Annotated in this window: 15 protein-coding genes; all 15 read left to right on the top strand. The window is 29.8% G+C overall.

Annotated features, from left to right (window positions below):
- Positions 1-12 precede the first annotated feature (12 nt).
- Complete coding sequence (locus EXT02_RS01890; RefSeq protein WP_069028278.1) at positions 13-1005, top strand: DNA-directed RNA polymerase subunit alpha; 993 nt, start codon at positions 13-15, stop codon at positions 1003-1005.
- Positions 1006-1048: 43 nt separating this feature from the next.
- The gene (gene rplQ / locus EXT02_RS01885) at positions 1049-1405 is read left to right on the top strand and encodes a 50S ribosomal protein L17 (protein ID WP_011160603.1); all 357 of its coding nucleotides are present in this window, start codon (positions 1049-1051) and stop codon (positions 1403-1405) included.
- Between the two features lie 170 nt (positions 1406-1575).
- Entirely contained in the window at positions 1576-2307 is a 732-nt protein-coding gene (truA, locus tag EXT02_RS01880) for a tRNA pseudouridine(38-40) synthase TruA (protein ID WP_069028277.1), read from the top strand.
- A 47-nt stretch (positions 2308-2354) separates the two neighbouring features.
- Positions 2355-2978: a dTMP kinase gene (gene tmk, locus EXT02_RS01875; protein ID WP_130427750.1), complete on the top strand. Its 624-nt coding sequence runs from the start codon at positions 2355-2357 to the stop codon at positions 2976-2978.
- On the top strand, positions 2975-3964 hold the full coding sequence (locus EXT02_RS01870; protein ID WP_130427748.1) for a DNA polymerase III subunit delta': 990 nt from the start codon (positions 2975-2977) through the stop codon (positions 3962-3964). The genes tmk and EXT02_RS01870 overlap by 4 nt, the downstream gene beginning before the upstream one ends.
- A gap of 49 nt (positions 3965-4013) precedes the next feature.
- Positions 4014-4871, top strand: coding sequence for a 16S rRNA (cytidine(1402)-2'-O)-methyltransferase (gene rsmI, locus EXT02_RS01865; RefSeq protein ID WP_069028274.1), 858 nt, complete (start codon positions 4014-4016; stop codon positions 4869-4871).
- 84 nt (positions 4872-4955) lie between these two features.
- Positions 4956-6518 carry a methionine--tRNA ligase gene (metG, locus tag EXT02_RS01860; protein WP_069028273.1) on the top strand — a complete coding sequence of 521 codons (1563 nt, stop codon included), beginning with the start codon at positions 4956-4958 and terminating at the stop codon, positions 6516-6518.
- A 352-nt stretch (positions 6519-6870) separates the two neighbouring features.
- Entirely contained in the window at positions 6871-8241 is a 1371-nt protein-coding gene (locus EXT02_RS01855) for an AAA family ATPase (protein WP_130427746.1), read from the top strand.
- An 83-nt stretch (positions 8242-8324) separates the two neighbouring features.
- Positions 8325-8729 carry a hypothetical protein gene (locus EXT02_RS01850; protein WP_130427744.1) on the top strand — a complete coding sequence of 135 codons (405 nt, stop codon included), beginning with the start codon at positions 8325-8327 and terminating at the stop codon, positions 8727-8729.
- A 175-nt stretch (positions 8730-8904) separates the two neighbouring features.
- Positions 8905-9222 carry a thioredoxin family protein gene (locus tag EXT02_RS01845; RefSeq protein WP_069028269.1) on the top strand — a complete coding sequence of 106 codons (318 nt, stop codon included), beginning with the start codon at positions 8905-8907 and terminating at the stop codon, positions 9220-9222.
- Positions 9223-9255: 33 nt separating this feature from the next.
- Positions 9256-10107, top strand: coding sequence for a tRNA pseudouridine(55) synthase TruB (gene truB, locus EXT02_RS01840; protein WP_130427742.1), 852 nt, complete (start codon positions 9256-9258; stop codon positions 10105-10107).
- Positions 10108-10225: 118 nt separating this feature from the next.
- On the top strand, positions 10226-10963 hold the full coding sequence (locus tag EXT02_RS01835; protein WP_130427740.1) for a pseudouridine synthase: 738 nt from the start codon (positions 10226-10228) through the stop codon (positions 10961-10963).
- A 45-nt stretch (positions 10964-11008) separates the two neighbouring features.
- Complete coding sequence (cmk, locus tag EXT02_RS01830; protein WP_069028444.1) at positions 11009-11674, top strand: (d)CMP kinase; 666 nt, start codon at positions 11009-11011, stop codon at positions 11672-11674.
- Positions 11675-13111: a ribosome biogenesis GTPase Der gene (der, locus tag EXT02_RS01825; protein WP_130427738.1), complete on the top strand. Its 1437-nt coding sequence runs from the start codon at positions 11675-11677 to the stop codon at positions 13109-13111. It abuts the gene before it with no gap.
- 212 nt (positions 13112-13323) lie between these two features.
- Positions 13324-14313 carry an NAD(P)H-dependent glycerol-3-phosphate dehydrogenase gene (locus EXT02_RS01820; RefSeq protein WP_130428035.1) on the top strand — a complete coding sequence of 330 codons (990 nt, stop codon included), beginning with the start codon at positions 13324-13326 and terminating at the stop codon, positions 14311-14313.
- Positions 14314-14366: the final 53 nt, after the last annotated feature.

Genomic DNA, 14366 nt, shown 5'->3' with positions numbered 1-14366 from the left:
CAAGGAGTAATTATGAAAAATATTAAATTTATTAAACCTTTTTTTGTTGAAGAAATTGATGAAAATCCCATTTCTGGGAAATTCACCATTAAACCTTTAGAAAGAGGATACGGCATTACTGTAGGAAACGCTCTAAGAAGAGTTTTGTTATCTTCTTTGCCTGGTACTGCTATTGTAAATGTTAAAATTCAAGGAGTAGAACAAGAATTTACCACTATTCCTGGCGTTTATGAAGATGTCATGACAATTATTTTAAATTTAAAAAAAATTGTTTTTGCCGTAGACGACGAATCAGATGATTTTGAAGAAAAACTAGAACTAATTGCCAAAGGACCACAACACCTAACTGCTTCTTCTTTCGAACTGCCTGCAGGAGTTAAAATCATCAACCCCGATCATTACATTACCACCCTTTCTGATGATGTTTGCTTTCATATGACAGTTACCATTAAAAAAGGCATTGGTTATGTTGGCGCCAAAGACAACAAAGTTCACGGCGAAAATCAAGTAGGCGTTATTGCAATTGATTCTTTATTTACTCCTGTTGTCAATGTTTCTTATCAAGTAGAAAAAAAATTAGGCAACAAAGACGAATTAACTATTGAAATTACCACTAACGGCGCTCTTTTAGCTAAAGAAGCTTTAGCAACTGCAGCTAGCATTTTAGTAGATCATTTTAATGTTTTAGTAGAATTAAGCCAAAAACCTGCTCATGTAGAATTTGTTTCTGAATCTAAAAAAGAAGCTCACAATTACGTACTAGATTTAGAAATTGAACAACTAGATTTATCTGTAAGGCTTTTTAACAGTCTTAAAAGAGCAGGGATTGACACAGTTGCTGCTTTAGTAAAATTAAGTGAAAAAGAAGTTGTCAAACTTAAAAGCTTAGGACGAAAATCTTTCCAAGAATTAAAAGATAAATTTTTAGAATACGGTTTAGAATTCAATGATTATCTTAAAGAAGCTTTGCATCACAGCGTTGAAGAAGACAAAGACAAACATTAAAACTAAAAAACACATTAGAAAATAGAAAGGACAGATAAATTTTATGCCTTTTAGCAAATTAGGACGCAATAAATCTCAAAGAAGAGCTTTGTTAAGAACTTTAATGACTGATTTAATTGTGCAAGAAAAAATTATGATAACTGAATCCAAAGCTAAAGAATTACAAAAATTAGCTGATAAAATGGTTACTTTATCTAAAAAAAATACTTTGCATACTAGACGCCAAGCCAAAAGACATCTTTTTGATGAAAAAATCAACGATGATACTACAGTTTTGCAAAAACTATTTAAAGATATCTCCTCTAAATATCTTGATCGTCAAGGTGGATATACTAGAGTTATTAAAACTGTTCCTCGTCGTGGTGATGGTGCTCCAATGGCAATTATTGCTTTTGTTTAATAACAATTAACCGAGAATTTTTAGGTTCTTGCTCAAAAACTTAAATTATCAAAACCTTCTTATCTTAAGGATTAAGGAGGTTTTTTAATATTAACCCCTTTTTTTCTTCACTCCTTATTTCTCATTTTAAATTTTTAATAAATATTTTGTAGTTACACAAGGAGGCATTTTTGCAACACTTTTTTTATAAATTAATTTTAAGCTATGATGGCACTTGTTATTATGGATATCAAAAACAACCTCAAAAAATAACCGTGCAACAAACTTTTGAAAAAGCTTTAAAAAAAATGACCCATCAAAACATCCCTACTTTTGCAGCTAGTAGAACCGATAAAGGAGTCCATTCCCAAGGGCAAACCCTCCATTTCCAAACCACTTTTTTTCTAAAACCCACACATTTCCAAAAAACTCTTAATTATTTTTTGCCTCCTGATATTAGAGTTAGACAAATGAATTTTGCCACTCCTAATTTTCATGCTCGTTATTCAGCGAAATCAAAAATTTATCAATATGTTTTTTCCAAAAAACCTCTCAACGCTTTTAACCATCATTTTCAAATTTTTGCTGACAAACTTGATTTTGATAAAATCACCAAAGCCCTAAAATTTATTGAAGGCACCCATAATTTTTTTGCTTTTACTAGTGAGACCCAACCTAAAAATTTTTCTAAAACCATTTTTCAAGCCTTTCTCAAAGAAACTTTACACAAATATATTTTAGTTTTTCATGGAAACGGTTTTTTAAAATATATGATTCGTTTTTTGGTAGGAATTTTAATTGAAATTGGTAAAAATAAATTTTCTTTGGAACAATTTCAAGCGATGTTATTAGGCAACACAACTAAAAAAGCCACCCTTTTGGCTCCTGCTAAAGCCTTAGTTTTAAAAAAAATTTTTTATTGATTTTGTGACAATAAATAAAAATACACAAAAAGGAGAATTTATACTAAATGTTTATTTCTTTTGAAGGTTGTGAAGGCACCGGAAAAACCACCCATTCGCGTTATTTATTTGAAAAATTAAGTAAAAAATATTCGTGTGTTTTAACCAAAGAACCTGGTGGCGGTTTATTTAATGAAGTAATTAGAAATATTTTGTTGCATTCTTCTAACAAACAAATAGATTTCCACACTGAGGCTTTGTTATTTGCAGCAGATAGAGCAGAACATTTAAGCAAATTAATTATTCCTGCTTTACAACAAAACAAAATAGTTATTTGTGATCGTTATTTAGATTCGACTATAGCTTATCAAGTTTATGCTCGCGGTTTAAGTCAAGATTTTGTTTTAAATATTAATAATTTTGCTCTAAATTACATGCCTAACATTACTTTTTATCTAGATTTAGACCCTAAAATAGGCATTCAAAGAGTCAAACAATTTAGACCTAAAGAAATTAATTCGTTTGATTTGCAAAAACTGTCTTTTCATAAAAAAGTACGCAAAGGCTACCTTGACCTTTGTCAAAAAGACCAACAAAAAAGAATTTTTTTAATTGATGCAAGCAAGCCCTTGGAAAACATTTATAACATCATTGAACAAAAACTCAAAGAAGTCTTTCAAATAGAATTATGAACAAAACCCAATCTTTGTTAGCCAAATTTAACCAAATTATCCAAAATAATAAACTCGCTCATCTTTATTTAGTTGTTGGCTCCACTCTTTCCCAACAAAAATTATTTGTTTTAGAACTTGCCTATCGTATTTTCAAACCTCATGACCTTCATCTTTTGACAAAAGATACCTTACTTAATTCGCAATACCCCAATTTTTATTATTTAACCAAACAAAACCATCTTTTTACCAAAGAACAAATTTTGCAATTTCAAAAAAACTTTTTGCAAACTTCTTTATTCGGAACCCAAAGAATTTATGTAATTGAAGAAATAGAAAAGATAACTACCCAAACTTCCAACAGTTTATTGCATTTTTTTGAAAATCCTTCCAACAACAATACTATAGGTTTTTTATTAACAAATAATTTAGAACAAGTTTTACCAACCATAGTTTCTCGTTGTCAAATTATTAATATCTCTGATACTGTGGATGCAAAATCAAAAAATTTAGACTCTAAAACCAAATCCCAAATAGATGCTTTTGATTTTTCCTTAAGTAATTTAATAAATAAAAATTCCGATCAAATGGATTTATTTATTGCCAGCGATTATTATCAAAATTTTAAACAATTTTTTTTGGATTTTCTTATTCAATTCCCAAAAACAATTTCATTAAAATTAGCAGTTTTTGCCTCTCCTCTTCTTGCAAAACTTATCTCTTATCCTCATTTTTTAAATGATTTTTTATCAGTGTTATTACGTTTTTTTTCTGATATTTTATATGAAAAAACACCTAACTCCAAAACACCCATTTATTTTTCCAAAACACAAATTTTAACAAATCCAGAATATCAAAAATACTATCAAACCCTACCCCTTCCAACCACTTTTAATATTTTAAAAATTATTCACCAAATTTACAAAAAAAAATATATATTATCTAATCAAGAAAATCTTTTCATGGCTTTGTTAATTCAATTAGAAGCCCAAAGACTTTCATTTTAAATCTTTAAAAATTTGCACACACCCAAACCAAACAAATAAGGTAAAAAATATGTTATTTCAACAACAAAGTTTTTGCAATGCCAAACCTACTTTATATTTGGTAGCAACTCCCATAGGCAATTTAGAAGACATCACCTTAAGAGCACTTGCCACTTTAAAAGAAGTTTTTTTAATTTTAGCAGAAGATACTAGAAGAGCCAAAAAACTTTTACACACTTATCAAATCCAAACACCTTTACTTTCTTATTATGAACACAATCAAACAAGAAGGCTACCTCAAATTTTAGAACTTTTATCACAAGGAAAAAATATTGCCTTAATTAGTGATGCAGGCACTCCTCTTATTAGCGATCCTGGGTTTTCTTTGGTTTGTGAAGTGCAAAAACATGGTTTTAATGTGGTAGCGATTCCAGGAGTATCTGCTTTTTTAACTGCTTTTATGACTTCTGCCATCCCCTCACCTTTTATCTTTTTGGCTTTTTTACCCCGTTTGTCTCAAGCTTTGGAAAAATATTTACTCCAATATAAAAACGCCTCAGAAAGCCTTGTTATTTACGAATCTCCTCATAGAATTAAAAAGACTTTACTTTTAATACATAAATTATATGGTAATAGAAAAATTTCTTTAGCGCGCGAATTGACTAAAAAATTCGAAACCATTATCAATGGCAATCTTGATTCTATTTTAGAATTTGATTTAATTAATAAGGGCGAATATGTCATTGTTGTTGCAGGCAACCCCAACCCCAACGAACATTTGCTTGCTCTAAGCATAAACGATCACGTTCTTTTTTACCTTAAATTAGGCTTTAACGAAAAAGAGGCTTTTAGCAAAGTTGCTCAAGAAAGAAACATTACCAAAAAAGAAATTTATCACCAATACAAAATCAAAAACCCCCAATCTTGATTTGATTTCCCAAACCACATGCAGATTTTTCCCAACAAACCACAATTAAAAAATATTTTTGTCACCATTTATTTAAGGAGTTTTATGAAAACAACCCCCAACCAAAAACCTAAATTTTTTCTTTCCACAGCAATTGCCTATGCTTCTGGCATTCCGCACATTGGAAACGTTTACGAATCTATTTTAGCTGATGCCATTGCTCGTTTCAAACGCCTAGAAGGATTTGATGTTTTGTTTCAAACAGGAACCGATGAACACGGACAAAAAATTGCTGCCAAAGCTTTGCAACAAGGCAAAAATCCCCAAGAATACGTAGACCAAATATCTTTGGAAATTAAAAGAATTTATGATTTAATGCAAGTAAGTTACGATAAATTTGTAAAAACTACCAATCCCCACCACAAACAAACAGTTCAAGCCATCTTTTACAAGTTATGGCAACAAGGAGATATTTATTTAGGAAAATATCAAGGGCTTTATTCAGTTGCTGAAGAATCTTATGTGTCTGCCAAAGATTTAATTGATGGAAAAACTTTTAATGGTGAAACTCCTATTTTAATCAGCGAAGAAACTTATTTTTTTAAGCTTTCCAAATATCAAGCCCAGTTATTGCAATATTTAGAAAACAATCCCTCCTTAATTAAACCTGATGCCCAAAGAAAAGAGCTGTTAAATTTATTAAAAGAACCATTAGCAGATTTGTCTGTTTCTAGAACTTCTTTCAAGTGGGGAATTCCCGTTCCTTTTGATCCCAAACACGTTATTTATGTTTGGATTGATGCTCTAAGCAATTATCTAACCGGACTAGACTACAATCCTACATCCAAAAATAGTCAGTTTAATCGATATTGGCCCTGTGATATGCATGTTATTGGTAAAGATATTTTAAGGTTTCACCTTATCTACTGGCCTATTTTATTGATGGCACTTGAAATTTCACTACCCAAACAGTTTTTAACCCATCCATGGATTTTGTTTGATAAAAATAAAATGTCTAAATCTAAAGGTAACGTTTTGTACGTTGATGATTTATTAAAATATTTTCCGATGGATTCCATTCGTTATTTTGTTCTATCAGAAATTCCTTATGCTCAAGATGGTAATATCACTTATGAATTGTTAGTAGAAAGGCACAATAGTGACCTAGCTAATGTTTTGGGAAATTTAGTTCATAGAGTTTTTGGGATGGTAAAAAGTTATCGCCAAAATAATTTATCCAAAACTTTAATTACAACTAATTTAGATCCCAAATTTGATTTATCCAAACAAGCTTTAGCAACTCTTCCTTTGGTTCGTCTCAAAATGCAAGATTGTAAAGTAGGAGATGCCTTGAAAGAAATTATGAATTTGGCTCGTTTTGCTAATAAATACATTGATTTTGTAGAACCTTGGAATTTATTTAAAAATCCTGAAAAACAACAACTATTAGACCACACACTATATTCTTTGGTAGAAACTTTAAGGTTTTTAGGAGTTTTATTGCAACCTTTTTTACCTCAAACTGCTCATAAAATTTTAACTCAACTCAAAAACTCAGATATTACTTTTGAAAGTTTAGATACTTTCGGGCTTCTTTCAAGTCAAAAATTAGATAATTATCATATTTTATTTAATCGTTTGGAAATTGATGAAGTTTTACCTAGATAATTAAATTATTAACACACAATAATTTTATTTATTTTAATGAGTTTGCACTTTTTTAAAACTTCTTTATATTATTACATTTATATGTTCACATTTAAAATAATTAATTCATAATTAATTTTAATTTCTCGAAGAATGGGTATGGCTCCAATGATTATAATTTTAAAAAAGAACTTTTTGCGATGTTGCCTGATCCTTTTTATAATATCTTTTTGGAATTATTTTCTTTTTGCAAATTTAATGGTAAAAGGGACAATACCCAAAAAAACTAATCCAGAAAAAGAATCCGAACAACCACAATCACACGGATTTTGAGCCAATCTCAAGTGAAACTAAATTTAATGATGTGGCAGGGATGGAAGAAGAAAAGCAACTTCTCCAACGTTTTATTGATTTTTTAAAAGAACCTAAAAAATATCATGAAGCAGGAGCCAAAATTCCTAAAGGAATTTTGTTTTATGGACCTCCAGGAACAGGAAAAACCTTACTTGCAAAAGCTCTTGCAGGCGAATCAGACGCATCCTTTTATGCTTTTAGTGGTACTGATTTTTTGCAAAGAATTCATGGTGATGGTGCTAAAAAAGTAAGAGATTTGTTTGAAAAAACAAAAACCCATAAAACAAGCATTATTTTTATTGATGAAATTGATTCTTTTGGTATTGCTAGAAACAATAGCCAAAAAGAAAAAGAAATAACTACAGAATTATTAAATCAAATGGATGGGATTAAATCCAAAGATAATGAAAATAATGTCATTGTGATAGCTGCTACTAACAGAGTAGAATCTCTAGATTCTGCCTTGCTTCGTCCAGGACGTTTTGTTTATGTAGTTAATGTTTTGTTCCCTGACCTTAAAGCAAGAAAAGCTATTTTAAAATTATGTGCTAAAAGCAAACAAATAGCTGATGAGGATATTAATTTAGAACAATTATCCCTAGAAACCCAAGGATTAAGTGGTGCTCAACTCAAAGCCATTTTAAATGAGGCTTCAATGCTTCAAGCAGAAAAAAACAAAGAACAAGAATTGCAAAAAATTTCTTCTGAAACAATTATTCAAGCTAAAGAAAACGTTTTATTAGGGATAACAAATTCTTCCAAAACATATAATCACAAAGAAAAAGAAATTGTTGCTACTCATGCAGCTGCTAAAATAATTATCAGCCAAGTCAAAAACACTCATTTTTTAAGTTCGGTTTCTTTAATTCCACGCTCTTCGGATAAAATATTGACTTTATTTGCTAAAGAACAGACCCCTAATATTTTATTAAAAGAAATTTTCATCCAAGAAATTACCGTTCTTTTAGCAGGAAAAGTTGCTGAAGAAGTGATTTGCGAAAAAACTATTGATAAAGCTTGTTCTGATTTTGTTGAGGCTTTCCACAAATCCCAAGAACTAACACGCTTTTTTGGTTATAATTCGATATCAGTTAAAGATAAAGAAGATTTACAAAGAGATATTTTAAAAAAATGTTTTTCTTATGCCAAAGCTTTAGTGAAATTAAATGAACCTTTAATTAAAGAATTGTCTCAAAAATTACAAGAACAAAATATCACTCCAATGCCACAAATTAAAGAATTTTTACAAAACAAACAAATAAAAGATATGAAAGAAATTAAAATTCAACCATTCCAACCTGCAAAAGGTTTTAACAAAACTACTATTTGGCATTTTATTTTCACTTTGATTTTTTGTCCTTTTTCTTTTATTTATTATCAACAATTTTAATTTTTAAAACCATTTATTGGTTGTTTGCTATTCCTAAAAATTATTTTATTTTCAAGAAAAAAATTATCACCCCTTTTTTAATTGTGGTAAGTTTGATGTTTTCTATTTTGTTGTTTTCTTTTGATTGCTATCATCATTTGCCTTTTATAAATGCCACTTCCAACATTACTGTTTCTGATTTATTGAATAAAATTGATAATTATAAAAACAAAAAAATTACTTATGTTGCTAAAAATAGTTGGCTGGAAGGTTTTTATTACTATATCAAATTAATTGATAAAAACGGAGTCCCTTTTTATTGCGAACTAAAACCTATTTCTCAAAACATTTTGGAACAAAAAATAGCTTCTCTTAAATACAAAGATTTTATTTTCCAAGAAGAAAAATATTTTGATTGGGTAAACTTATTAATTAAAATAATCCTTTCTTTGTCTTCATTTGTTTTTTTGCTTTATTGTTGCCTTAACATTAAATGGATTAGAAAATAATTCTCAAATGAACAAATTTCCAAAAAAATATGATTCATAAAAATGCATTTTTTCATTTTGTTTTAAAAATTAAAATAACTAAAACATATCTTTATTAATTAACATTTTTTAAATTATAATAAATGGTGTATGCCAAAACCCAAACCCCAAAAAAACAAAAGGAGTTTTAAATATAATGAGTAATTTAATGAATTATCAAGGACAAGATTTTAAAACCATAACTGCCACACAACAATTGGTAGTTGTTGATTTTTTTGCTACATGGTGTCCTCCATGTCAAAGATTATTGCCTGTTTTGGATGAAGTTTGCCTTTTAGAAAAAGACATTCTTTTTTACAAAGTAGACGTTGATTTTTTTAGACAATTAGCATTAGAAAAAGGCGTTTCTGGTTTCCCCACACTTATTTTATACAAAGATAAAAAAGAATTAGCAAGACATAGTGGGTTTCTAAATAAAGAAGATTTGCTTAAATTTTTACATTCTTATAAATAATTTTACCACAAACCGAAAGCAAAATCAAACGTTATGAACGGATTTTTTTTAGTCAACAAACCAGAAAAGATGACATCACATGATGTAGTTTTTCAAATTAAAAAAAAATTTCATTTTGACAAAGTAGGACACACAGGAACTCTTGATCCTTTAGCCTCAGGACTTTTAATTATTTGTGTGGGTAAAGCCACTAAACTGGCTTTTTTGTTCGATAAACTACCAAAAACTTATCAAGGAACCTTTCTTTTTAATAAACATTATGATACTTTGGATGTGACAGGTAAATTGTTGGATACCAAAAACACCCCTTTAACTGATTGTACCATCCAAAAAAGTTTTGCATCTTTTCATCAAAAAAAGTATTTGCAAATGCCTCCTATGTTTTCAGCAGTTAAAATTAAAGGAAAAAAAATGTATCGTTTAGCACGCAAAAATCAAGTTGTAGATATTCCTCCAAGAGAAGTTTTTATTCATCATTTTGAAAAAACATCTTTGCTTTGTCGCGACCAAGTAGATTTTTTGGCACATGTTTCCAAAGGAACTTATATTAGAAGTCTTGCGCGCGATTTAGCTTTGCAATTAAATACTTATGGTGCTCTTCTTCGTTTGCAAAGAACTGCAATTGGCACGCATTTATTACAAAACGCTAAAAATATTGAAAATTTAGAACTCAATGATTTGATTTTGGATAGTACTTTTTTTGCTGCTTACGATGAACTTATTTTAAATGATTATTTAATTAAGTTAGTAAAAAACGGCACTCATTTAGACCAAAGACAAATAACTACTAAAAAACCTTTTATAGTTAAAGATAGTAATAAAAATTTTGTTGCTTATTATGATACCTTGGATGAAAATAAATACTATCCGCGTTATTTTTTTTAATTTGCAATATTTTTAATTATTAAATATTAGAAAAACAAAAGACATTTTTGAACAATATTTTAATAATAAGTTTTTAAACATCAAACCACACAATCAAGTAAGGAAGGATTGGAAAATAATGCAAAGATTACAAAAAGTTTTGGCTTATGCAAATGTGGCATCTAGAAGAAAAGCAGAAATTTTAATTTTGAAAAAACGCATTAAAGTTAATGGCAAAATTATTTCTGAATTAGGAACCAAAGTATCTTCCAGCGACATTATAACTTTGGATGACAAACCGATCACCAAAACCACTTATTCTTATTTTTTGCTCAACAAGCCCAATGGATTTCTTTCCACTGCCAAAGACAATAAAAAACGCCCTACTGTTTTGGATTTAATCGAAGAAGCAAGCATACAAAGATTATATCCGATAGGACGCCTTGATTTTAATACTACAGGACTACTTTTAATTACTAATGACGGCGATCTTACTCAAAAATTAACCCATCCTTCCTTTTGTATTCCTAAAGAATATCATGTTAAAATTAATGCTTGTTTGCAAAAAAAAGACCTTGCCACATTCCGCAAAGGAATTATCATTGATAAAAATTATTTGGCTGTTTGTAAAGAAATTGATATTTTGAAAAGTTCTTATACACCCAAACCTTCTACTTGGTTAAAGCTAGTAATAACTGAAGGAAAAAACAGGCAAGTTCGTAAAATGATGCAAGCTTTAGGCTATCAAGTTTTAAAGCTAAAACGTTATCGTTATTCTTTTTTAACTATTGAAAATCTCACAATAGGTGCTTATCGACCTTTAAAAATTCATGAAATTAAAAAATTAAAAACCTTAACTACTCAAATACCGCATTAATTTAGTAAATTTAAGATCACTATAAGGAGTTAGTTATATATGCATATGAAAAGTTTTAAAATCGCCATTGATGGTCCGGCAGGTTCTGGCAAAAGCACTATTAGTAAAAAGTTGTCCCAAAAATTAGGTTGGAATCACATCGATACTGGAGCAATGTTTCGGGCATTAACTTTATATTTGTTAGAAAATGAAGTTTCATGGAATCATGAAAAAAGTCTTAATCAAGCTTTAGATAAAATCAATCTTTCTTATTCTTGTAATAAAATTTTTCTTAATCAAGAAGACGTTTCTTTAAAAATTAAGTCTTTGGACGTCGAAAAACATGTCTCTTCAGTAGCTTTAATTCCTGCTGTAAGAACTAAATTATTGAAATTGCAAAAAGAAATTTGTGCCAATACTCCTAATTTAATTATGGATGGAAGAGATATTGGAACAGTTGTAATGCCAGATGCTAATTTAAAAATTTTTCTTACTGCCAACATTACTAAAAGAGCTTTGAGAAAACAACAAGAAGATGCCCAAAAAGGAAAAATCACAGACATTGCTCAAATTATGAAACAACTCAAGGAACGCGATCATAAAGATTATCATCGCCAACTTGCTCCCTTATCTAAAGCTTTAGATGCCATTTTACTAGATACTACCGAATTATCAATTGATGAAGTAATTGCCAAAATTATTGCCTTAATTGATAAAAAAAGGAGAACTTAAATGTCTTTTAAAATTGCTATTGTGGGTCGTCCTAATGTTGGCAAATCAAGTTTGTTTAACCGTATTATTGGGAAAAGACACGCTATTACTCATCAAAAAGCAGGCATTACTCGGGACCGCATTTATGCTACTGCCGAGTGGCTTACTAAAACATTTGGAGTTATTGATACGGGTGGTATCGAAATTCAATCAACTCCTTTTTTGGAACAAATTAAATTACAAGCTCAACTTGCAGTTGATGAAGCTGATGTAATTGTTTTTGTAGTTGATGGGCAAACAGGACTTACTCAAAATGACATTTATTTAGCTAAACTTTTGTATAAAACTAAAAAACCAGTTCTTTTGGCAGTTAATAAAATTGACAACCACAATTTATTATCTAACACTTATGAATTTTATGCTCTGGGATTTGATACTCCTTTTGCAATTAGTACTCAACATGGTATAGGTATAGGTGATTTGTTAGATAAAATTGTTTTTCTTACGCGCGATGCTGCTTTGATTTCTGATTCTTCATTTTTAGAAGACCTTCCAATAGATACACCTTTGCAACCCCCCCCTTCCGAATTTAATTATGAAATCCCACAAAAACAACTATTAGAACCAGAACAAAACCAAAACCAAGAAAAAGACAAAAACATTATTAAATTTTGTGTTGTGGGACGTCCAAACGTTGGCAAATCAACCCTTACTAATTCTCTTTTATCATCCCAAAGAATGATTGTCTCTGATATGGCAGGAACTACCACCGATGCTGTTGATACTTTTTTTGAAAATGATGGGCAAAAATACCAAATTATTGACACTGCAGGTATTAAAAAAAGAGGTAAAATTTATGAAAAAGAAGACAAATACAGCGTTTTGCGTGCTTTAGGTGCTTTGGAAAAAGCAGATATTGCTTGTTTAGTTTTAGATGCTAAAGAAGGTATTTTAGAACAAGATAAAAATATTGCAGGGTTTATTTTAGAACATCATAAAGCTTGCATTATTATTGTCAATAAATGGGATTTGTTAGAAAAAGATACCAATACCCTAAAGAACTTTGAGCAAAAAATTCGTCAAGAGTTTGTTTTTTTATCTTATGCGCCTGTTATTTTCTTATCAGCTTTGAAAAAAAGTCGTCTTACTCAAATTTTTGCTATTTTAAAACGAGTTTTTAACAATTATAAAAGTCAGTTTAGCACTAGTCTTTTAAACGATATTTTACAAGAAGCAACTCTTATAAATCCCCCCACTTTCTTTAATCAAAAAAAAGCTAAGTTTCAATATATTTTTCAAACTAAAACCAAAGCTCCTGAATTTCTTTGTTTTGTTAATGACCCTAAACATATTCATTTTTCTTATGAAAGATTTTTAAAAAATCAATTTAGAAAAAGCCTTGATTTAGAAGGAACACCCCTCAAAATTATTTTTCATAAAAAAAAGTCTAATTTTTAAAACTATTTTGAATCCCCCTTTTTCTCCTTCCCCTTCTTTTTTCATTTTGTTTGCAAGTATTTTATTATTTGTTCTTATTTTATGATTTAATTATAGTGGTTGAAAAAAATTCAACCTTATTTTTAATTATCAAAAAAACTTTTGTTATTTTTGCTGTAACTTTTTTCATGACCGTTTTTGCTATTTTAATTACAAGAAAGAAGCTATATTTTATGAAAATTACTATTATTGGCAGTGGTGCTTGGGGTTCTACTTTGGCACAAGTTTTAACTGATAACAACAATCAAGTTTTACTCTATGACACTAACCTTTCTTATGTGGAAAAAATAAATCAAGGGAAACATCCCATTTTTAATGATCCACTAGTAAATGTCAAAGCAGTTTCTTGCCTTAAACAAGCTCTTGATTATTCTGATTTGATAGTTTTGGCAGTTCCTATGAAATTTATGCGTCATCTTCTCAAACAATTTGCCCTTATGTTAAATACTCCCAAATCGTTTGTCAATGTTTCTAAAGGTATTGAACCTTTAACTTTTTTGCGTGTTTCTGAAATTGTCAAACAAGTTATTCCTGCCCCTCTTTTAGCTAATTTTGCTTCCTTAATGGGTCCATCGCATGCTGAAGAAGTTATTTTACGCAAATTAACTCTGTTAACTGCAGCTTCTTCCAATCCCGCTTTTGCCTTGGAAATTCAAAAATTATTTTCTTGCCCTAATTATTTGAAAGTATATACTTCTTCTGATTTGGTAGGAAATGAAATTTGCAGTGCTTTTAAAAATGTTTTAGCCCTTATTAATGGTATTTTAGTAGCCAAGAACTTTGGAATTAATTCTCAAGCAGCTTTGATGAGTCGTGGTATTTTAGAAATGTCGCGGTTAGTTACTTTTTATCAAGGAAATCCCCAAACCGTTTTAGGACTTCCAGGATTAGGTGATTTAATTGCGACTGCTTTTAGCAAATACTCCAGAAATTTTAATGCTGGTGCTAAAATTGCTGCAGGCATTACTTACCAACAAATTATTGACTCTTCTTTGCAAACCATCGAAGGATTCCAAACTCTTAATGCTTTTTATCAATTGCAATTAAAACATAATTTAGATCTGCCCATTATTCAAGCCTCTTATCGATTAATTTTTGAATCCAAACCCTTTTACACTGTTTTTGAAACTTTAATGCAAAGACCTTTCAAAAGTGAATTCTAAATTATTTTTTGACCCACCCACCATTTTTTAATTCATTTTGCAAACACCCCCGC

It is taken from the genome of 'Catharanthus roseus' aster yellows phytoplasma, from assembly GCF_004214875.1.
Classification (GTDB): domain Bacteria; phylum Bacillota_I; class Bacilli_A; order Acholeplasmatales; family Acholeplasmataceae; genus Phytoplasma; species Phytoplasma asteris.
This window is presented reverse-complemented; position numbering and strand designations above follow the sequence as displayed.

Excerpts from the sequence above, each read along its gene's own strand:
- EXT02_RS01890 (WP_069028278.1), top strand. The coding sequence starts at position 13 with ATGAAAAATATTAAATTTATTAAACCTTTTTTTGTTGAAGAAATTGAT.
- rplQ (WP_011160603.1), top strand. The coding sequence starts at position 1,049 with ATGCCTTTTAGCAAATTAGGACGCAATAAATCTCAAAGAAGAGCTTTG.
- tmk (WP_130427750.1), top strand. The coding sequence starts at position 2,355 with ATGTTTATTTCTTTTGAAGGTTGTGAAGGCACCGGAAAAACCACCCAT.
- EXT02_RS01870 (WP_130427748.1), top strand. The coding sequence starts at position 2,975 with ATGAACAAAACCCAATCTTTGTTAGCCAAATTTAACCAAATTATCCAA.
- rsmI (WP_069028274.1), top strand. The coding sequence starts at position 4,014 with ATGTTATTTCAACAACAAAGTTTTTGCAATGCCAAACCTACTTTATAT.
- metG (WP_069028273.1), top strand. The coding sequence starts at position 4,956 with ATGAAAACAACCCCCAACCAAAAACCTAAATTTTTTCTTTCCACAGCA.
- EXT02_RS01855 (WP_130427746.1), top strand. The coding sequence starts at position 6,871 with ATGGAAGAAGAAAAGCAACTTCTCCAACGTTTTATTGATTTTTTAAAA.
- EXT02_RS01845 (WP_069028269.1), top strand. The coding sequence starts at position 8,905 with ATGAGTAATTTAATGAATTATCAAGGACAAGATTTTAAAACCATAACT.
- truB (WP_130427742.1), top strand. The coding sequence starts at position 9,256 with ATGAACGGATTTTTTTTAGTCAACAAACCAGAAAAGATGACATCACAT.
- EXT02_RS01835 (WP_130427740.1), top strand. The coding sequence starts at position 10,226 with ATGCAAAGATTACAAAAAGTTTTGGCTTATGCAAATGTGGCATCTAGA.
- cmk (WP_069028444.1), top strand. The coding sequence starts at position 11,009 with ATGAAAAGTTTTAAAATCGCCATTGATGGTCCGGCAGGTTCTGGCAAA.
- der (WP_130427738.1), top strand. The coding sequence starts at position 11,675 with ATGTCTTTTAAAATTGCTATTGTGGGTCGTCCTAATGTTGGCAAATCA.
- EXT02_RS01820 (WP_130428035.1), top strand. The coding sequence starts at position 13,324 with ATGAAAATTACTATTATTGGCAGTGGTGCTTGGGGTTCTACTTTGGCA.